Annotated in this window: 22 protein-coding genes; 10 read left to right on the top strand and 12 right to left on the bottom strand. The window is 60.6% G+C overall.

All coding sequences use genetic code 11. The features are described from left to right. Positions 1 to 111: 111 nt before the first annotated feature. On the top strand, positions 112 to 1,563 hold the full coding sequence (pyk, locus tag ACSSNI_RS16645; protein ID WP_148926699.1) for a pyruvate kinase: 1,452 nt from the start codon (positions 112 to 114) through the stop codon (positions 1,561 to 1,563). A gap of 82 nt (positions 1,564 to 1,645) precedes the next feature. On the opposite strand, the gene ACSSNI_RS16640 is transcribed toward pyk, so the two are convergent. Together ACSSNI_RS16640 and ACSSNI_RS16635 are read right to left on the bottom strand one after the other, a co-directional pair. Beyond that, complete coding sequence (locus ACSSNI_RS16640; protein ID WP_200638600.1) at positions 1,646 to 2,590, bottom strand: iron-sulfur-binding ferredoxin reductase; 945 nt, start codon at positions 2,588 to 2,590, stop codon at positions 1,646 to 1,648. Then, entirely contained in the window at positions 2,583 to 3,713 is a 1,131-nt protein-coding gene (locus ACSSNI_RS16635) for a GGDEF domain-containing protein (RefSeq protein WP_200638598.1), read from the bottom strand. Before ACSSNI_RS16635 ends, ACSSNI_RS16640 begins: the two co-directional genes overlap by 8 nt. 356 nt (positions 3,714 to 4,069) lie before the next feature. On the opposite strand from ACSSNI_RS16635, the gene ACSSNI_RS16630 reads away from it, so the two are divergent. After that, on the top strand, positions 4,070 to 5,593 hold the full coding sequence (locus tag ACSSNI_RS16630; RefSeq protein ID WP_102835667.1) for a fumarate hydratase: 1,524 nt from the start codon (positions 4,070 to 4,072) through the stop codon (positions 5,591 to 5,593). A 63-nt stretch (positions 5,594 to 5,656) separates the two neighbouring features. Here ACSSNI_RS16630 and ACSSNI_RS16625 read toward each other — a convergent pair whose 3' ends face one another. The 5 genes from ACSSNI_RS16625 to ACSSNI_RS16605 form a co-directional block, all read right to left on the bottom strand. After that, complete coding sequence (locus tag ACSSNI_RS16625) at positions 5,657 to 7,222, bottom strand: methyl-accepting chemotaxis protein (protein WP_200638596.1); 1,566 nt, start codon at positions 7,220 to 7,222, stop codon at positions 5,657 to 5,659. Positions 7,223 to 7,379: 157 nt separating this feature from the next. Continuing rightward, on the bottom strand, positions 7,380 to 7,601 hold the full coding sequence (locus tag ACSSNI_RS16620; RefSeq protein WP_200638595.1) for a VF530 family protein: 222 nt from the start codon (positions 7,599 to 7,601) through the stop codon (positions 7,380 to 7,382). An 83-nt stretch (positions 7,602 to 7,684) separates the two neighbouring features. Beyond that, positions 7,685 to 8,269 (bottom strand): DJ-1/PfpI family protein, encoded by a 585-nt coding sequence (locus ACSSNI_RS16615; RefSeq protein WP_187433574.1) that lies wholly within the window; start codon positions 8,267 to 8,269, stop codon positions 7,685 to 7,687. A gap of 50 nt (positions 8,270 to 8,319) precedes the next feature. Next, on the bottom strand, positions 8,320 to 9,480 hold the full coding sequence (locus tag ACSSNI_RS16610; protein ID WP_180981504.1) for a phospholipase D-like domain-containing protein: 1,161 nt from the start codon (positions 9,478 to 9,480) through the stop codon (positions 8,320 to 8,322). 205 nt (positions 9,481 to 9,685) lie between these two features. Then, positions 9,686 to 10,591 (bottom strand): acyl-CoA dehydrogenase middle domain-containing protein, encoded by a 906-nt coding sequence (locus tag ACSSNI_RS16605; protein ID WP_200638594.1) that lies wholly within the window; start codon positions 10,589 to 10,591, stop codon positions 9,686 to 9,688. Between the two features lie 173 nt (positions 10,592 to 10,764). On the opposite strand from ACSSNI_RS16605, the gene ACSSNI_RS16600 reads away from it, so the two are divergent. Next, positions 10,765 to 11,367 (top strand): acyl carrier protein phosphodiesterase, encoded by a 603-nt coding sequence (locus ACSSNI_RS16600; protein ID WP_200638593.1) that lies wholly within the window; start codon positions 10,765 to 10,767, stop codon positions 11,365 to 11,367. 23 nt (positions 11,368 to 11,390) lie between these two features. On the opposite strand, the gene ACSSNI_RS16595 is transcribed toward ACSSNI_RS16600, so the two are convergent. Then, the gene (locus ACSSNI_RS16595) at positions 11,391 to 11,843 is read right to left on the bottom strand and encodes a flavodoxin (RefSeq protein ID WP_200638592.1); all 453 of its coding nucleotides are present in this window, start codon (positions 11,841 to 11,843) and stop codon (positions 11,391 to 11,393) included. A gap of 245 nt (positions 11,844 to 12,088) precedes the next feature. Between ACSSNI_RS16595 and ACSSNI_RS16590 the strand changes: the two genes are divergently transcribed. The 3 genes from ACSSNI_RS16590 (at position 12,089) to folX (ending at position 13,947) form a co-directional block, all read left to right on the top strand. Beyond that, a complete protein-coding gene (locus ACSSNI_RS16590; protein WP_325166576.1) occupies positions 12,089 to 12,712 on the top strand; it encodes a PilZ domain-containing protein in 624 nt (207 codons plus the stop codon). Between the two features lie 133 nt (positions 12,713 to 12,845). After that, positions 12,846 to 13,556, top strand: coding sequence for a dihydromonapterin reductase (gene folM, locus ACSSNI_RS16585; protein ID WP_200638590.1), 711 nt, complete (start codon positions 12,846 to 12,848; stop codon positions 13,554 to 13,556). 16 nt (positions 13,557 to 13,572) lie between these two features. Next, positions 13,573 to 13,947, top strand: a complete 375-nt coding sequence (folX, locus tag ACSSNI_RS16580; protein ID WP_200638589.1) for a dihydroneopterin triphosphate 2'-epimerase — start codon at positions 13,573 to 13,575, stop codon at positions 13,945 to 13,947. A 9-nt stretch (positions 13,948 to 13,956) separates the two neighbouring features. On the opposite strand, the gene ACSSNI_RS16575 is transcribed toward folX, so the two are convergent. After that, the gene (locus tag ACSSNI_RS16575) at positions 13,957 to 14,328 is read right to left on the bottom strand and encodes a sensory rhodopsin transducer (RefSeq protein ID WP_200638587.1); all 372 of its coding nucleotides are present in this window, start codon (positions 14,326 to 14,328) and stop codon (positions 13,957 to 13,959) included. A 148-nt stretch (positions 14,329 to 14,476) separates the two neighbouring features. Here ACSSNI_RS16575 and ACSSNI_RS16570 point away from each other — a divergent pair, with 148 nt between their 5' ends. From ACSSNI_RS16570 to ACSSNI_RS16555, 4 genes are all read left to right on the top strand, one after another. Next, positions 14,477 to 14,770 (top strand): DUF1244 domain-containing protein, encoded by a 294-nt coding sequence (locus tag ACSSNI_RS16570; protein ID WP_102835656.1) that lies wholly within the window; start codon positions 14,477 to 14,479, stop codon positions 14,768 to 14,770. Further along, complete coding sequence (locus ACSSNI_RS16565; RefSeq protein ID WP_148926713.1) at positions 14,767 to 15,126, top strand: HopJ type III effector protein; 360 nt, start codon at positions 14,767 to 14,769, stop codon at positions 15,124 to 15,126. The genes ACSSNI_RS16570 and ACSSNI_RS16565 overlap by 4 nt, the downstream gene beginning before the upstream one ends. 212 nt (positions 15,127 to 15,338) lie before the next feature. Continuing rightward, positions 15,339 to 16,097, top strand: coding sequence for a sulfate transporter CysZ (gene cysZ / locus ACSSNI_RS16560; protein WP_200638585.1), 759 nt, complete (start codon positions 15,339 to 15,341; stop codon positions 16,095 to 16,097). A gap of 55 nt (positions 16,098 to 16,152) precedes the next feature. Then, positions 16,153 to 16,764, top strand: a complete 612-nt coding sequence (locus tag ACSSNI_RS16555; protein ID WP_200638583.1) for a flavodoxin family protein — start codon at positions 16,153 to 16,155, stop codon at positions 16,762 to 16,764. A 62-nt stretch (positions 16,765 to 16,826) separates the two neighbouring features. Here the strand turns inward: ACSSNI_RS16555 and ACSSNI_RS16550 are convergent, their stop codons facing one another. The 3 genes from ACSSNI_RS16550 to ACSSNI_RS16540 form a co-directional block, all read right to left on the bottom strand. Next, complete coding sequence (locus tag ACSSNI_RS16550; protein WP_102835652.1) at positions 16,827 to 17,936, bottom strand: NADH:flavin oxidoreductase; 1,110 nt, start codon at positions 17,934 to 17,936, stop codon at positions 16,827 to 16,829. A 60-nt stretch (positions 17,937 to 17,996) separates the two neighbouring features. Continuing rightward, positions 17,997 to 18,593 carry a TetR/AcrR family transcriptional regulator gene (locus ACSSNI_RS16545; RefSeq protein ID WP_200638581.1) on the bottom strand — a complete coding sequence of 199 codons (597 nt, stop codon included), beginning with the start codon at positions 18,591 to 18,593 and terminating at the stop codon, positions 17,997 to 17,999. Positions 18,594 to 18,731: 138 nt separating this feature from the next. Continuing rightward, complete coding sequence (locus tag ACSSNI_RS16540) at positions 18,732 to 19,214, bottom strand: glutathione peroxidase (protein WP_200638579.1); 483 nt, start codon at positions 19,212 to 19,214, stop codon at positions 18,732 to 18,734. Positions 19,215 to 19,288: the final 74 nt, after the last annotated feature.

Raw genomic sequence — 19,288 nt, 5'->3', positions numbered from 1 at the left:
AACGTCGCTTGAACACCCGCCAGGCCACTGCCAAAAGAGTAGTGCAGCCCAACAATGACTACAGCCGCCCGGCATAGTAGCCTCGCCGCCATTCTGAAAAAGGAGCATTGAATGATCTCGCGCCGTACCAAAATCGTCGCCACTCTGGGTCCAGCCAGCAGTTCGCCAGAGGTGCTGGAAAAAATGATCGTTGCCGGGCTTGATGTGGCCCGCCTGAATTTTTCCCACGGGACGCCGGATGAGCATCGCGCACGCGCGCAGCTGGTACGGGACATTGCCGCGAAGCACGGTCGCTTCGTCGCGCTGCTCGGTGATCTGCAGGGGCCGAAGATCCGTATCGCCAAGTTCACCAACAAGCGCATAGAGCTGGCCGAAGGCGACAGCTTTCGCTTCTCGGTCACCCACCCCCGTGATGCTGGCACCCAGGAAGTGGTCGGCATCGATTACCCGGATCTGGTGAAAGACTGCAGCGTCGGTGACGAACTGCTGCTCGACGATGGTCGCGTGGTCATGCGCGTGGACGCCACCACGGCCGACGAACTGCACTGCACCGTACTGATCGGCGGGCCACTGTCGGACAACAAGGGCATCAACCGTCGTGGCGGTGGCCTGACCGCACCGGCGCTGACGGCCAAGGACAAGGCCGACATCAAGCTGGCCGCCGACATGAACCTGGATTATCTCGCCGTCTCTTTCCCGCGTGACGCGGCTGACATGGAACTGGCTCGGCGCTTGCGCGACGAAGCCGGCTCGAGCGCCTGGCTGATCGCCAAGATCGAGCGTGCCGAAGCCGTCGCCGATGACGAAGCGCTGGATGGCCTGATCCGCGCCAGTGATGGCGTGATGGTCGCGCGTGGCGATCTGGGCGTGGAAATCGGCGATGCCGAGCTGGTAGGCATTCAGAAAAAGATCATTCTGCATGCGCGCCGCAACAACAAGGTGGTGATCACCGCGACCCAGATGATGGAGTCGATGATTCAGAACCCGATGCCGACTCGCGCCGAAGTGTCCGATGTAGCCAACGCCGTGCTCGACTACACCGACGCAGTGATGCTCTCGGCCGAAAGCGCCGCGGGCGAGTACCCGGTCGAAGCCATCAAGGCCATGGCGCGCGTATGCGTCGGTGCCGAGAAGCATCCGACCAGTATCAAGTCGGGCCATCGTCTTGGTCAGCGCTTCGAGCGCAGCGACGAAAGCACCGCCCTGGCCGCGATGTACACGGCGAACCACTTCCCCGGTGTCAAGGCGATCATCAGCCTGACCGAAAGCGGCTACACCCCGCTGATCATGTCGCGGATTCGCTCGTCAGTACCTATCTTCGCCTTTTCGCCCCATCGCGACACTCAGGCGCGTGTCGCCATGTTCCGCGGCGTGCAAACCATCCCCTTCGACCCGGCAGCCCTGCCCGCCGACAAGGTCAGCCAGTCGGCTGTGGACGAGCTGCTCAAGCGCAACATCGTCAATGTTGGCGACTGGGTGATCCTGACCAAGGGCGACACCTACCACGGCACCGGTGGCACCAACACCATGAAGATCCTGCGTGTGGGCGATTCGTTGACCTGATTGGCGCGGCGCGCCAGCTGCCGGTCAGAGCGGCCTGGCGCGCCGTTCCCAATTAAAGAAGGTCTATGCCTGCTTCAGTTCGTTATGCCCCGAACTGACGGGTCAGAAAGGCGTCACTCAATACCTGCCCCCGCGGCAGCCCCGCCAGAAACATGCGCTTTGCGCAGTCTTCGACAAAGCCGCTTCCACCGCATATCAGTGCGATCTCCTGACGCGATGCGGCGCGCAGCGACTGCAGACGGCTGCCTGTATGCCCCCTATCGACGTACTCGATGCTCAGGTTGCTATTCGCCTCGGCAAGCGCTTCGAGCGGCCCTTGCAGATAGGAGGCTCCACGGCAGAAATGCAGCAAACGGATCGGTCCCTGGTGCTCCTGATGCAGCGCTTCTCGCATCAGGCTCCAGAGCGGGGCAAGTCCCGTCCCGGCAGCCAGCAACAATAAAGGCCTCGCCTGCCATTCGGGCTCGTAGCGCAGCGCGCCGGTATGCGGTTGGCCCAAGTGCAGAGTGTTACCGACGGTCAGCGTACGCGCCACATCGCAGAAGGCACCGTTGTGCCGACAATCGAGGTGAAACTCAAGCCAGTGGTCTTCCCAGGGTACGCTTGCCAATGAATAGGGCCGGGCGACTCCATGGTTACTCCACAACAGCACATGCTGACCCGTCTGGTAGCGCAGCGGTCGTGCGGTGGGCAACAGGCGCAACCGCAAAACCCGGTCGTCCAGCCAGTCGTGCCCGACCACTCGCGCCGGCACCCCTTCGCGCGCTGGGTCGAAAATCGCAACCTCGAGGTTTTCCGCCACACTGCATTGGCAAGCGAGCCGCCAGCCTTCCAGGCGCCTGGCAGCGTCGAGTGCCTGCGGGCGGGCGTCCTGCGGCTCCCCTTGCAGGCAGCGCACCAGGCAGGCATGGCAACTGCCTGCTCGGCAGCTAGAGGGTACGTTGAGGCCGGCATCATTGAGCACATCGAGCAGATTGCTGCCCTTCGCCACCCGCCAGGTCCGCTCCCCGTGGGTGATCTCAGGCATTCACCGCAGCCCAGCTGGTCTCGCACCGATTTCGACCATTTCCCTTGGCTCGGTACAGCGCGTCGTCGGCGCGCTGCAAGGATTCATCCAGATCGTCGCCTTCACGAAGCAGGGTCAAGCCGACCGAGAGGCTCAAATGACCAGCCTGCTTAGCCCCTTCCGGCAGCGGGGCATTGGCGAAAGTTTCGCGCAAGCGCTCGCAACAAGCGCTGAATTGCTCGGCGTCGGTGTTCGGCAACAATAGAACGAACTCTTCACCACCGTAGCGAGCCAATATGTCGTCGTCTCGCAGACAGGATCGAGCCACGGACGCAAAGGTTTGCAACACCCGATCACCCACTGCATGTCCATGCAGGTCGTTGACCCGTTTGAAATAGTCGAGATCGATCAGCGCCAGGCCGGACTGATGCCCTGCCCGTAGCCGACTCAGCTCGGCTTCCGCCTTGCGCAGGAAGTGTCGGCGGTTGTAGAGACCCGTCAACTCATCGGTCGAGGCCAGGTCTTCCAGCTGCCGCATCATGCCACGCAGCGTTTCCTGGTGAGCCTGCAGAGCAAAGCGGCGCTGACGCATGCGTTGGCGCAACCTGTAGACATAGCTGACGAACAAGCACATCCAAACCAGGGTCACCAGCAGCACGCCAGTCTGCAGCAGTGCCGTCTGCGGGTCATTCAGGTGACCCATTTGCGCATCGAAATACACCATACCGACGAAGCTGAAGAGCGCCAGCACGGCATAACGAACAAAGATTTTTGGCGGGAGGAACACAGCAAACATCAGCACCAGCACGTACAGCACCAGCAACGATCCACGGTTATCGCCGAGATTGAACAGAAAGAAGGTCAGCCAGACCAAGGCAACCAGCACTTGTGGTTCGGTCAGACTGGGGTCGCGAAAGCGCAGGTTGTGGCCTCGATAGAAGACCCAGAAAAAGGTTAACTGGCTGGCCGCAATCATCACCGACCCCGCGACCGCCGTCTCGACCGGCGCTTGGTAGAAACCGGCAGCCACAGTAATCCAGGTGAGCAGCAATGCCAGACCGTAGGTGGCGGCCGCCATGCCAAAGCGCTTGGTCACCAATAACTGCAGCGCTTGCTGTTCGCTTTCGTCACGACTAGCGCGCATGGAATCCATCCCATAGTGGCAATTCGTCACACTTTACGCTGCGCGTTGTAAAAATCCTATACGCAGCTGTATCGACAGTATGAGAAAACATCACCAGAAACCGCTGCCATCGGACGATCATCTTCAACAAGACCTTTGCTATTGCGCTCGCGCCGATGTGGAGCCGACATCTCGGCCCGTAGTGCAACGCCGTGTCGCTGCCAGCGTCATGCCAGTTTCCGCAGTGCATCCCTTCACCTTTGGTCCGTCTGTGTTCCCTGCTCTACGGCAGGTTATACTGCCGCGCATTTTTTACTGAGCGTGTCGGTCGCTTTCTCGATACGCACTGTTTTCGCCCCGCCAAGAGGACGCGCTGCATGACCGTGATCAAGCAAGACGACCTGATACAAAGCGTTGCTGACGCTTTGCAGTTCATCTCCTACTACCACCCCGTCGACTTCATCCAGGCGATGCACGAGGCCTACCTGCGCGAAGAGTCGCCAGCAGCCCGCGATTCCATGGCACAGATCCTGATCAACTCGCGGATGTGTGCGACCGGCCACCGGCCGATCTGCCAGGACACCGGCATCGTCACTGTATTCGTGCGCGTGGGTATGGACGTACGCTGGGACGGCGCAAGCATGAGCCTGGACGACATGATCAACGAGGGTGTTCGCCGTGCCTACAACCTGCCGGAGAACGTTCTGCGTGCTTCGATCCTGGCCGACCCGGCAGGTTCCCGCAAGAACACCAAAGACAACACGCCAGCGGTAATCCACTACTCCATCGTCCCCGGCGACAAGGTGGAAGTGGACGTCGCAGCCAAGGGTGGCGGTTCGGAAAACAAGTCGAAGATGGCGATGCTCAACCCATCCGACTCCATCGTCGACTGGGTGCTGAAGACCGTTCCGACCATGGGCGCCGGCTGGTGTCCGCCGGGCATGCTCGGCATCGGCATCGGCGGCACCGCCGAGAAAGCGGCGGTGATGGCCAAGGAAGTGTTGATGGAATCCATCGACATCCATGAGTTGAAAGCCCGCGGCCCGCAGAACCGCATCGAAGAGCTGCGTCTGGAGCTGTTCGAGAAGGTCAACCAGCTGGGCATCGGCGCCCAGGGCCTCGGCGGCCTGACCACCGTGCTCGATGTGAAGATAATGGATTACCCGACCCACGCCGCCTCGCTGCCGGTGTGCATGATCCCCAACTGCGCCGCCACCCGCCACGCACACTTCGTGCTTGACGGTTCCGGCCCGGCCGAACTGACCCCACCGCCGCTGGATGCCTACCCCGAAATCGTCTGGGAAGCCGGCCCGAGCGCACGCCGCGTCAACCTCGACACCATCACCCCGGAAGAGGTGCAGAGCTGGAAGCCGGGCGAGACCGTCCTGCTCAACGGCAAGATGCTCACCGGCCGCGACGCCGCGCACAAGCGCATGGTCGACATGCTGAACAAGGGCGAAGAACTGCCGGTAGACCTCAAGGGTCGCTTCATCTACTACGTCGGCCCGGTCGATCCGGTCGGTGACGAAGTGGTTGGCCCGGCTGGCCCGACCACCGCGACGCGCATGGACAAGTTCACCCGTCAGATTCTTGAGAGCACTGGCTTGCTGGGCATGATCGGCAAGTCCGAGCGCGGCCCGATCGCCATCGACGCGATCAAGGACAACAAGGCTGTCTACCTGATGGCGGTCGGCGGTGCGGCTTATCTGGTCGCTCAGGCAATCAAGAAGTCCAAGGTACTGGCCTTCGCCGAACTGGGTATGGAAGCCATCTACGAGTTTGAAGTGCAGGACATGCCTGTCACCGTTGCGGTCGACACCAACGGCGAGTCAGTGCACATCACTGGCCCAGCAATCTGGCAACAGAAGATCGCCGACAGCCTCGCGGTCGAAGTGCAGTAAGCGACACGCCGACACAAAAAAGCCCGGCCAATTGCCGGGCTTTTTTATTCTTTCAACGCGCGATTAGCGATTGAAGCGCTCAACCAGCGCGCGCAATCCACGTGAGGCGTCTTCCAGCTCGCGCCCACGTTGCATGGTCAGGTCCGCCTTGCCGGCATTCGTGTCGGTGGTTACGGCGATATGGGTAACCTGCCGTGCGATGTCTTCCGCCACATGCGCCTGCTCTTCCGCGGCGGCAGCCATTTGCTCGCTCATGCCGGTGATCCGGTTCACCGCTTCACGAATGCCTTGCAGCGCCTGCTGAGCCTCGATGACCTGAGCCAGTCCTTGCGCCGCTTCCTTGTCACCCACCTGGGCGATCGCGACCGCCTCGCCAGCCTTGGTGGTCAATGATTGGATGATGCCCTGGATCTGCTGGGTCGACTCTCGAGTCTTGCTGGCCAACGCCCGCACCTCGTCCGCAACCACGGCGAACCCCCTGCCCTGTTCGCCGGCGCGCGCGGCCTCGATCGCAGCGTTAAGGGCCAGCAGATTGGTTTGTTCGGCGATGGTCTGGATCATTCCGGCGGCCGACATGATTTGCTGGGTTTCGCCCGCGAGTTCGTTCACCGCATTGCCGATACTGGTCACGGTGTTCGCGAGCGACTCCATGGCCTTGCGCGAACTTGCTGCGACCCGGTCACCCTCGTTCGCCAGGCCATTAGCAGCGCTCGCTTCAGCTGCAGTTTGTTGCACATGGCTGGCGACTTCAGTGATTGATGCCGTCATCTGAGTGACCGCCGTGGCCGTCATGTCGGTCTCACCGCGTTGCTGGCGCAGGTCGTTCTCGGTCTGGCTAGCGAGCATAGACGTTTGCGCCGAGGCGCTTTCGACCTGTACGGCAAGATCCGACACACGCGTCAGCGCGGTACGCAAACGTGCGTCCTCACTGATCAAGGCCATTTCCAAACGCGCCGCATGGCCTGAGTGATGGGTATAAGTAAGCGCAACGACCGGGTCGGTAAACGCTTCAGGAACACGCATAAGAATCCGCTTCAGCTGCCGTTCCGCCGAAACATGAGAGCTCAGGCCCAGCGCGAAGAACAAGCCAAGCACCACGACCACTTCAACCACAGGCGGCAGCCAGAACATACCCGCCGTCGCCAGCGCGGCTGCGCTCACAGGCAGTGCCAATACACGTGCCCAGCCAGAGGCCCGCCGGCCGAGCGAAACGGCAGGCTGGCCTGCCCGCAGACGCGCATAGAGCTCAGTGGCTTTGGCGACCTGCTCGGCAGTCGGCCTGACCCGTACCGACTCGAAGCCAGTCAGCTTGCCGTCGTCGAGAATCGGTGTGACATAGGCGCTGACCCAGTAAAAGTCGCCGTTCTTACAGCGATTCTTCACCACGCCCATCCAGCTTTTACCCGCCTTCAGGTAGCCCCACATCGCCTGAAATACCGCCGGCGGCATATCTGGATGGCGGACCAGATTATGGTCACTGCCGATTAGCTCAGCCTTGGCATAGCCGCTGATTGCAACGAATTCGTCGTTGCAATAAACAATCTTGCCCTGGGTATCGGTGGCAGAGATCAAACGCTGATGCGCCGGAAAGCTCCGCTCGGTATTGCTAACAGGTCCGTTGTTTCGCACTTTGATCTCCGTATGGTTAGTCGATTCTAGACAGACTCACTGGTCATGACGAATCAATTTGTTACAGACATCGGGCATGGACCTGAGAACTTGAACGAGCGCCGTGCTTATTTGACGAAAAGCGACGAATGGAGGGCAGTGGACGGCTAGCGCGGCGCTATAGAGCGGTTTGACGCAACTGCACGAACATTGCTTCGACCTTTGATCTGGCCCATGGCGTTTTGCGCAGAAACGTCAGGCTCGACTTGATACTGGGGTCGCTCTTGAAGCAGCGAACATCGACTCGCTCCGCCAGCCCTTCCCAGCCATAGTGAGCCTGCAGCTCGACGAGTATCGATTCCAGCGTTACGCCGTGGAGCGGGTCTCGGGGTTGGGTCATGGTGGCCTCAGACCTTGAGCAGGCAGCGCCTGCGGAGTGAAACAAAAAGGCCCGCCGGAGCGGGCCTTGAACGGAGCGGCATCTTACAGACTGATGCGGGTCCCTAGCAGCTCGAGAAATGCAGCCAGCCAGGCGGGATGTGCTGGCCACGCCGGGGCAGTCACGAGATTACCGTCGGTGTGTGCTTTGTCGACGCCAATGTCGACGAACTCACCACCGGCCAGGCGGACCTCCGGCGCACAGGCGGGATAAGCGCTACACGCACGCCCTTGCAGCACATCGGCCGCCGCCAGCAGCTGAGCGCCATGGCAGACCGCAGCAATCGGCTTTTTCGCTTCACCAAAGGCCTTGACCAAACTGATCACCTGCTCATTGAGGCGAAGGTATTCAGGCGAACGGCCTCCCGGCACCACCAAAGCATCGTAATCTTCGGCCCGCACCGCAGCGAAATCGAAGTTCAGCGCAAAATTATGGCCGGGCTTCTCGCTATAGGTCTGATCACCCTCGAAGTCATGAATCGCGGTGCGGACGGTGTCGCCAGCCTTCTTGTCCGGGCAGACCGCATGCACGGTATGACCAACCATCTGCAAGGCCTGAAACGGCACCATGGTTTCGTAATCTTCGACGTAGTCACCGACCAGCATCAGAATTTTCTTCGCAGCCATCAGAACGCTCTCCCTTTCAGTTGGACACTTTATAAACGGCCCGGCCAGTGCCGTCAGCCGCTTCGGTTGAAGATGTTAATCACGAGCCGATCAAGCAGCCCCCACAAGCGCTGGTAGACGCGCTGGCTCAGCGGACGAGAATGCCACTGCTCAAGATCAATTTCGAAGCTGTGCGAAAAATCAGTTTCAAAGCTGCTGGCCACCGACTCACTGAATTGCCGGTCGACCGCTTCAAGATTGGCTTCCAGGTTCCAGCGCAAATTCCAGTGATCGAAATTACACGAGCCGACGCTGACCCAATCATCGACCAATGCCATCTTCAGGTGCAGAAAGTGTGGCTGATATTCATGAATGCGCACGCCGGCTCGCAGCAGCCTTGGATAATAGCGCTGCCCGGCATAACGGACCGAGGGGTGATCAGTGTTGCGGCTGGTCAGCAACAGCCTTACATCGACGCCGCGTCTCGCCGCGCGCATCAGCTCCCGACGAACGCGGCCAGTGGGCAGAAAATAAGGGGTCGCCAACCAGATTCTGCGTTCGGCGCGCTGCAGGTTGCGCAGCAGGCTATGGAGAATGTCCCGATGTTGCCGCGCCGCCGAGTAGGCCACTCGGCCCATGCCATCATCGAGTGACGGATTGGCTGGGACCTTTGGTAGTCGCTGCGGTAGCGGCAGCTGCCAGATTCTCTTTTTCAGGCACAACGTCCATTGCACATCGAACAGATGCTGCCAGTCGGCAACGAGCGGGCCGCTGATTTCAACCATCGCTTCGTGCCAGTGCTCATCCGGCTCAGAAGGGTTCCAGAACTCATCGGTAGCCCCTGTCCCGCCTACAAAACAACGGGTGTCATCGATAAGGATCAGCTTGCGGTGATCGCGGTGCAGATTGCGAAACTTCAACCGAAGTCTCAGCGGATTGTACTGACGCAGGTCGACCCCCGCGTCGGTCAGCCGCTGTCGCGCCTTCTGTCCCAATTTGAGGCAGCCGAAGCCATCGAACAGGCAGCGAACCCGCACACCGCGACTAGCGGCCGCGACCAGAGCATCGGTCAGCTGGTCTGCGCAGGCGCCATCTTCAACAAGATAGAGTTCGACATCGACCCGATGCTGGGCAGCGTTGATGCACGCCAACATGCGCGGGAAGAACTGCGGCCCGTCGAGCAGTAGCTGGAATTGATTGCCCTCTCGCCAGGGGAAAACCTTGCCGGCAAGCATCATGACCGGCATCCCCGCAGCAACGCCGCGCCAGGGACCAGAGTAGGGATACAGCTCAATGGCATTGAAATCCTTGTCAGGTAATTTTACAGGGGCGCTTCGATCACCTGCGTTGCTGAAGCCTGGGGAGACTGACCCGTGCTACTTCAGCACGCCTGTTATAGGTCCGCAGCGCAGCGAGGAGTTCCCGGAGACTGGCGATTAGCTAGTCACGCCTGCCGTCATCGGCCATCAGCCCAAACAGCTCGGCTGCCTGCGCCAACCGCTTGGCCTGTGCGCTACGAGCCAGCTGCAACACACCGCGGTCGCGCTGCCAGAGATCCGACCAGTGCTGCGGACCGGCTGCCAGCGCAGCATCGAGCGCCTCAGTGAGCGCCATGAATTGCAAATTCAGCGCAGCCAGCAACAGATGCGTTGCCGCATCCGCTGGCGGCAACCGGGAGATCTCAGCCGCGCCAGGCAAGATGCCGAGTAGTTGCAGTTGCAGCCGTTGCGGCCAGCCACATTGCAACCCGACGCCATAAAGCCAGCTAACCAGAGCCACTAGCACGTGAAGGTCTTCCAGCGTCCGAAACGGCTTGACGTAATCGTCCCAACCGTCGCCAGCCAAGCGGTCGCAGGCCACGTTCGCCAATCGCAAGCGGCCGTGCGGGATATCCGGCACCAGCGCCAAGGCCGGCCCCGCCTCGACACGGACGCCAGGATCAGTCGTACGAACCACGCAGACGCTCAGCCGCGGGCGCTCACCGAGCACTTCATCACGTGCTGGCACCAGCAACCAGGCAGCAGCCGAGCCCGCAATGACGAAATCCTTATGGCCGGTCACTCGCATACCCTCTAGCCGGGTTTGCATGTCAGCCGGTCGCAGCAATCGACCCTCGGTCGCGCACAATGCGCCAAGACCTGCTGGAGCATTCGGCCATAGCTGCCTCAGGGCAGCCTGATAGCCGGCCAGAAACGCCAGCCCCGGCGTGGCGGCCCGGCGCCCGCCCAGCACGGCGAGCTCAAAAGTATCGCGCGGACCATACGCTTGCAGGGCTGCGAACCAGCCGTCCAACGATGCAGACGGCGGCAGGTGTTCCAACGGACCAAGCAGCTCATGCCAGGACATCATCAGGCTCCATGAACAGCGAAAAGTGGGAATCAACATCGACCCGTGATCGCGAATACATCCCCCTGCCCTTTCCAAGCTGACAGCGGTGATTGAGGGAACACCAACCATATCAATCAAGCGCTAGGAACGCATGCAAGCTGAATGCAAGGAAGCGCTGCTAAACTTGCCCCATGAATTTTCTTGCACACCTGCATCTCGGCGGCGAACGACCCGGGCAGCTGCTCGGCAGCCTCTACGGAGACTTTGTCAAAGGCCCTTTGCAGGACCGCTGGCCAACCGACATCGAAGCAGGCATTCGCCTGCATCGACAGATCGACGTTTTTACCGACAGCCACCCTGTTGTGCTCCAGGCGAAACAGCGCTTTCCGCGCGAGCGCAGGCGCTATGCAGGGATTTTGGTCGACCTGTTTTTTGATCATTGCTTGGCCGCGCACTGGCACGACTACGCCAGCGAACCCCTGCACGACTTCACCGCACGGGTTTATCAGGTGTTGCGTGAGGAAGCCGAGCTACCCGCCAAGTTGGCCCTGATTGCGCCGCGCATGGCGGCGCAGGACTGGCTCGGCAGCTATCGGGAATTCGCCGTGATGGAGCAGGTCGTGGCCGGCATGAGCCGCCGACTGTCTCGCCCCGAAGGCCTGGCAGGCGGCGCCATCGAGCTCGAACAGCTCTACACGCCGCTGCTGCAGGATTTTCGCGATTTCTATCCGCAACTGCATGCATTTGCCAGCGCCCGCATAATCAGCCCGGCAGACGCGTATCGACAATCCTGACAGTTAGTCACTCAGCGCTCCGCTCAGCCGCGCAGTGCGGTGGCAAAGCTCTCCAACCAGGGCTCCGCGTCACTTTCAGGCGTGACCGTTTCGCTGGCATCCAGACGCAGCATTTCCTGTACTTCACGGACACCCAGCTCGGCGTACAACTCCCGAACCAGTTCCCCGGCACCGCAGAAGGTGTCGCCATAGCTGGCATCGCCCAGCGCTATCACCCCGCCTGGCAAGCCCTGCCAGGCCGGAAACTGATCGCGGATCGCCGTATACAGCGGGACGAAACTGTCCGGTAACTCGCCCATTCCGGTGGTGGCAGTCACCACCAGCAATGCTTGCGGTCCGAATTCCAACACCTGCGCAAGTTGCGCGCGAGGGTCGTGCCAGGCATCGAAGCCCGCCGCGTTGAGTACCGTAGCAGCGTGTCGGGCAACGTCTTCAGCGGTGCCGTAGACCGTACCGGAGAGAATGGCGACTTTCATGATGCGCTCCGTTTCGAGTTAAAGCCGAGCATTATGCCGCATCCGACACATACTCCCCGCCCCAGCGGTTCTACACTTACTAGAGTACTGCCGCCTGGCGAAAAGGAATTAGTTCGCGAGCGCGTGGTCGCAAAGCCGTCCTGGCAGAGGATCTCGCGGATGTCTCTGCCACGTTCTGAAGCGACTAGGCATGACAGACAGGTTCTGCCCATGCCCTTGAGAGGGAAATCGGGATGCCGAACAAAGTGGATCTGACCAGCGCCGAACTGGCCTATATCAATGAACTCGTCAGTGGCTCGTCAACGGAGCCGGGCGAAACGCGGGCAGGCTTTCGCGTCGACGGCGGTGAAAAGGCCAACAGCCTGCTTTTACAACTGGCCGCGAAGGCAAACCTGACCCTCGAAGCCGAGCTCGACGAATATTGCATGTCGTTCCCTCTGCAGCTGAAGCAGGACGAGTTCCAGTCGGTCCAATTACAACTGGCGCCTCCGACCATCTACGAGCGCGGACCGGTTCTGCGCGCTTGGCGCTTGCATCTGGATGAGCCGCTGCCACTGCTCTCCAATGACGGCAACGAGACCGCGCTGAGTGTCCACGAGCTGTCACCCAACGGCCTGTTGGTGGACGCTGGAACCAAACACCGGGCCCCCAAACACCTGCATATGCGCCTCGCATTGCCGGGAGAGGACTCCTTTCAGATCAACGCGCACCGGATTCGTTATGCCGAAGGTGGTATGACTGCTTACGAAGTCGCATATCCGCAGGACAAGGATGCCGAACGCATCCGCTCCTATCTGTACGAGCAACACCAGCGCCTGCATCCCGACCTGCAGCCGGAGCTCGCCGTCGACATGCCCGAGAGCTCTTAACCGGGCCGTTGGCTCCGCCTTCCCGTGCACGATGCGGCCGACGAGATAGGGCCGTTGCGCCCCCTGGTGTAAGCTGGCCGACACTGCAGCCTTGCAAAGGCAGCGCGACCACTCTTCCACCTGGTATCCCAGCATGAATCAGCCGACGGCCCCGATACTGATTACCGGTGCCAGCCAGCGCATCGGCCTGCATTGCGCAGAGCGCCTGCTTGATGAGGGCCAGCCGGTAATCGTGAGCTACCGCACCTCACGCGCCAGCCTGGCTCGGCTTCGCGAACGCGGTGCCGTGACCTTGCATGCCGACTTTTCCGCCGCTACTGGCATACTGGCGTTTATCGCTGCTCTCAAGCAGCACACCAGCGTCCTGCGCGCGATCGTACACAACGCGTCGGACTGGCTCCCCGAAACACCGGGGGAGGAAGCTGAGACCTTCCAGCGCATGTTCGAGGTGCACATGCTCGCGCCTTACCTGATCAACCTTCACTGCACCGAACTGCTGCAGCATGGTGGTCCGGCAGACATCATCCATATCGGTGACGATGTCACCCGTGTCGGCAGCAAAAAGCACATCGCTTATGCGGCCAGCAAAGCCGGGCTGGACAACCTCACCTTGTCGTTCGCAGCCCGACTGGCGCCAGCGATCAAGGTCAACGGCATAGCCCCCGCGCTGATCCAGTTCAACGAAGGCGACGACGAGGTCTACCAGCGCAAGGCGCTTGCCAAGTCCGCCCTGGGCATCGAGCCCGGTGCCGAGGTGGTCTACCAGAGCCTGCGTTATCTGCTGGATAATCCCTATGTCACCGGCACCACGCTGAGCGTGAACGGTGGCCGCCACCTGATCTGATAGGCCAAGGAATCCCATGCCCCGATTGGAACCCGCCATGGCGCGCATCCGCGTCAAAGACCTGCGCTTACGTACCTTCATCGGTATCAAGGAAGAGGAAATCCTTAACAAGCAGGACGTCCTGATCAATCTGACCATCCTTTATCCGGCAGCCGATGCCGTGCGCGACAACGATATCGACCATGCGCTGAACTACCGAACCATTACCAAGGCGATCATCCAGCACGTCGAGGACAACCGCTTCGCCCTGCTCGAGCGACTTACCCAGGAAATCGTCGACTTGGTCATGGCGCATCCGCAAGTGAGCTACGCCGAGGTCGAAGTGGACAAACCGCACGCTCTGCGTTTCGCCGAGTCGGTATCGATTACCCTTGCCGCTCATCGCGACTGACCGCCCGCGTCAGTCGCTGCCGTAGGCCATGGTTGTCATCAGCGCCCGGTCACCGCTGCGCGCATCCAACCGCGTGTGCTGAATGACCACCGGTATGTTGGAGATAAACACGCTGGCGTAGTCGGTCTCACCGGGCACCGCCTCCGGCGTCTGCAGATCATCGAAACGCAGGTGCAAGGTTCGCCGCGCGGGGACGCGTATGGAATATGGTCCGACCGGCTCGCGGTCAGCGAAGTACAGCGTCAGTTCAATCACGGCCTCCAGCGGGCCAGCGTTCAGAATGCATGCCGTCTCGTGGCTGCGCAGTGCTGGCTCATCGGGTTTGGGCCCCAGCGCCGGCAGGTAACCTTCGGCTATCACCCAATGCTTTTTTCCAATCACATCCAATCTCCTTAAAGGTTGATGACCGGCTGGCCATCCTGCTTAGCGGAGACGGTTCATGCCGCTAAAGTTCCCCGTCGCTCGCTGGCCCAGGACCTGCGTCGAGGTTATGATCCCGCCCACGTCTGCAACGCCGAGACCTTTGAAAATGAATGAGCAAGAACGCACCGAACTCGAAGCCGCTGCCTTTCGCCGCCTGGTCCAGCACCTGCGCAGCCGACCGGATGCACAAAACATCGACCTGATGAACCTGGCCGGCTTCTGCCGCAACTGCCTGTCCAAGTGGTACAAGGCCGCCGCCGACGACCTGGACATCGAAGTCAGCCTCGACGAGGCGCGCGAAGAGGTCTATGGCATGCCCTATGCGGAATGGAAGAAACGCTATCAGAAGGACGCGACGCCAGAGCAACAGGCGGCGTTCGACAAGGGTCAGAAAACATGAGCAGCCTCAGGGACTTTCGCGCCAGCCTGCGTAACCGAAACCACCCTTTCAGCGAGACGTTGGCATTCATCACCAGCGCGTACGACTACCAGCCAACCCGTTTCTTCAATGGCGGTATTGAAAACGCTGCCGGACAGAACGAGGGTTCCTGCAAAACGCTGGGGCTGGCCGTGCTGGAAGGATTCACCACTGAAGAAGCCTTGCTGGCATTCGGGGAGCACTATCAGTCGGTACTGGAGAATCCCAGTGGAACTGACCACCAGAACATTCGCGCGCTGATGGATACCGGGCTTCCGGGCGTACGTTTTGATCAGCAGCCGCTCAGGCGCAAGCCGGTGAATTTCGAAGAGAAATAAAAAAGGGCCGGCCAGGCACTTGGGGAAGGCTTGAAGCGGACGGCCCTGAAAAACCAAAGGAGAGTTCGGGGTTAGCCTAATGGCCAAGCGCAACGCTTGGCCATTACCTAAAGCGGATCGGCCCCATAGCGCTGAACTATTGATTGCTACGCCGCTTTTCCCGTCCCAACAAAATCGGTAAGGTCCGGACCGTCCTTTCCGGAGTATCGTCCATGCCCCTCGCTGCCCTATCCGGCCCCCAATACCTGCGTGAAGGTTTGAAGCTGATTCTCAGCCCAGGACTCAGGCTGTTCGTCATTCTGCCGCTGACCGTCAATCTGCTGCTGTTCTGCGGTCTGATCTACCTGGCCATGCGCCAATTCGGCGGTTGGGTCGACGCCTTCATGCCAAACCTCCCCGAGTGGCTGATGTTCCTCGAGTACATCATCTGGCCTCTGTTCGTGGTGCTGGTGGTACTGATCGTGTTCTTCACCTTCACCATACTCGCCAACATCATTGCCGCGCCGTTCAATGGTTTTCTCGCCGAAAAGGTGGAAACCGTGGCGCGCGGCGTCGACAGTGCGCCGCCGTTCAGCTGGAGCGAACTGCTGGCGATGCTGCCGCGGACCCTTGGACGCGAGGCACGCAAGCTGGCGTATTTTGCACCTCGGGCGCTGGCGCTGCTGGTGCTCTCATTCATTCCAGTGGTCAATCTGGTAGCGGCGCCACTGTGGCTGCTGTTCGGCGTCTGGATGATGGCGGTGCAGTACATCGACTATCCAGCGGACAACAACAAGCTGAGCTGGGCCGAAATGATGGTCTGGCTGCGCCAGCGCCGCTGGAAGAGCCTGAGTCTCGGCGCGGTAACCTACGCAGCGCTGCTGATTCCCTTCGTCAATCTGCTGATCATGCCGGCAGCTGTGGCAGCCGCAACGCTGTTCTGGGTGCGTGAAGGCGGTAAGTCGACCATGCCCACGACCGTCGATTCGTGAACTGCGAGAGGTGGAGGTGTCTAGATCTGAACACCTTCATACCGGGAGACTCGCAATGGCGCTTACCGCCCTCGCAATCAACTGCACCCTCAAGGCATCGCCCGCAGAATCGTCCTGTGGCCTGTTGCTGAGCCAGGCTCAGCGCGAGCTTGAAAAGCTCGGCGTCAGCTGCGAGCAGATCCGTGCCGTGGATTTCAATATCAAGCCGGGCGTTACGTCAGACGAAGGCGAAGGCGACGACTGGCCGATGATCAGGGAAAAGGTGCTTGCAGCGGACATCCTGATTCTTGGCACGCCGATCTGGCTTGGCCATCCAGCCAGCGTCTGTCAGCGCGTACTGGAACGCCTTGACGCATTCATTGGTGAAGTGGACGACGAGCAGCGGATGGTGTCCTACGGGCGGGTCGCTTGCGTCGCGGTGGTAGGCAATGAAGACGGCGCCCATCATGTGGTCGCCAGCCTCTATCAAGGACTGAACGACGTAGGCTTCACCATCCCGGCCAACGGCTGCACCTACTGGGTCGGGCCGGCAATGGGGTCGACGGATTACAAGGATGTTGAAGACCCCGGCGAGAAAATTGGCAAGACCAATGCCATGCTGGCGCGCAACGCCGTGCACCTAGCCAAGCTGCTCAAGCAGTCTGGTTACCCGGGCGCCTCGCAATAACGCTGCGCAAAAAGAAGCCATCGCGAGGATGGCTTCTTGCAGCTATAAAGCCGGGTGACCTGTCAGGCCAGCGTCTTCAGCGCTTCACGGCTAAAGGGCAGGATGTCCTGCATACGCCCTTCCTTCACTTTCAACGCCCAGTCCGGATCGCAGATGAGCGCGCGCCCAACTGCGACCAGATCGAACTCCTGCTTGTTCAGGCGCTCCAGCAAGCCTTCAATGTTGGCCGGCTGCGCCACCTTGTCAGTCTTGACCATGAACTGCAGAAATTCGCCATCAAGCCCCACGCTGCCGACGGTAATGGTGGGTTTTCCAGTCAGTTGACGGGTCCAGCCAGCGAGATTGAGTTCTGAACCTTCGAACTCTGGCTCCCAGAACCGGCGCGTCGAGCAATGGAAGATGTCCACGCCTGCTGCAGACAGCGGCTCGAGAAATTCGCCCAGCGCTTCGGGCGTGGTGACCAGGCGCGCGGTGTAGTCCTGCTGCTTCCATTGGGAAAAGCGGAAGATAATCGGAAAATCCGGACCTACCGCGGCACGTACCGCCTCGATCAGCTCGATAGCGAAGCGCGAGCGATTGGCCAGACTGCCACCGTATTCGTCGGTGCGCTGGTTGCTTCCTTCCCAGAAGAACTGATCAACCAGATAGCCGTGCGCACCGTGGATCTCGACACCATCCATGCCGATGGTCTGGGCATCTTTGGCGGCCTGAGCAAAGGCCGCGATCACGTCCTGAATGTCCTGTTTGGTCATGCCGTGCACAACCACCTGGCCATCCTTAAGCTTCTCCATCGGGCCATAACCCGGCACTTCCGGCTCCGGCTCGGTTCCCACGTGGCGAACATTGCCCACGTGCCATAGCTGCGGAACGATCTTCCCGCCTTCGGCGTGTACGGCATCGACCACGGCCTTCCAGCCGGCCAGCGGAGCTTCGCCGTAGAAGCGCGGCACCTGCGGATAGCCATTGGAGGCCTTGTGCCCGACCGTGGTGCCCTCGGTGATGATCAGCCCTACACCCGACGCGGCACGACGGCGGTAGTACTCGACGACGTCCGCGGTTGGCACGCCGTTGGGCGAGAAAGAACGGGTCATCGGCGCCATCACGACACGGGTCGGCAGTTGCAAGCTGCCGAGTTGGAAGGGTTGGAACAGGGCGTTCACGGCTGCGGTCATTGCTGTCTCCTTTGGCTTGAAGCAAAAGCGACCGGTCGTCTCGCCGATCGCCAAAAAAAATCAGCGGGGCGTCAGCAGACGCTCCAGCTGGGTTAAAAAAATGCTCAATGGCGCTACGCTGCGGCCCACCTTCATACGCAGCAAGGCGCCTTCCCAGGCATTGCCGATGAATTCAGCCAGCGCCAGGCAGTCGGTGTCGGCATCGACCTCACCGGCTGCGCGCGCCTGCTCAAGGCAGCTCGCCAACAGCTGGACCGAACGCATCAGGATCGCCTCGACCTGCTGGCCGATGGGCTGCGAAAGCTCGGCCATCTCAAAGCTCAAACTGCCGATGAAACAGTGATACTCGGGACATTCCTGCCGCGAAAAATGAGCCACAACCTCAGCGTAGTACCCGAGAACCCGTACCCGCGGGCTCTGCCGAGCATCTAGCAGCGCCGCCTGATAACGCTCAAGCCGCGGTTGATAAAGATGCTCAAGCGCCTGCAGGGCGAAATCTTCCTTGCTGGCGAAGTAGTGGTAGAAGGACCCTTTGGGGATGCCGGCTGCCTGGACGATCTCCAACACGCCGGTGCCGTGATAGCCACGACGGGTCATCACCTGAGCCCCTTTGGCCAGGATCAGGTCACGCTTGTCGTTGCGGGCTTGGTTGCTCATGACGACGAGCATATGACCGGTCGTCTAGGACGAACACCATCATCCACGACGCTTATTGCCGTGCAGTTCTGTCGCGATGGTGCTTTTTCAGAAGAGCGGTCAGCGAACGCCAAACAACCCTGAACGGAGATGGCGCGCTCAGGCGAGCGCGCTTTCGATGGCCTGGATCAGCGCTGGATCATCCGGCGCCGTGCGCGGCGAGAAGCGCGCTAGCACGCGTCCGTCCTTGCCCACCAGAAACTTCTCGAAATTCCAGTTGATGTCGCCAGGGAAGTCAGCGCCCTCGCCCGCCAGCAGGCGATACAACGGGTGACGCTGCGAGCCATTGACCTCGAGCTTGCTGCTGATGGGAAACGTGATGCCGTAGTTCTCATCACAGAATTTCAGGATGTCCGCGTCGCCGCCCGGCTCCTGAGCGGCGAACTGGTTGCAGGGAATGCCCAGCACGCCGAAACCCCGATCCTGATAACGTTCATGCAGTGCTTGCAGACCTGCATATTGAGGCGTGAGACCGCACTCGGAAGCCACATTGACCACCAGTGTCACCTGGGATTTCAACGGCGCCAGGGGAAGTTCCTGGCCCGCAAGGCCGGGCAGAACCAACTCGTGAAACGCGCTCATGTGTCTCTACTCCAGATTAAAAAAGCGCTCCGGCAGAACCGAAGCGCTTCCATGGCCCGATCGAATCGGGCTTT

It is taken from the genome of Stutzerimonas tianxiuensis (assembly GCF_053470365.1).
The sequence above is the reverse complement of the archived record's forward strand: the minus strand, read 5'-3'. Positions and strand labels throughout refer to the sequence as shown.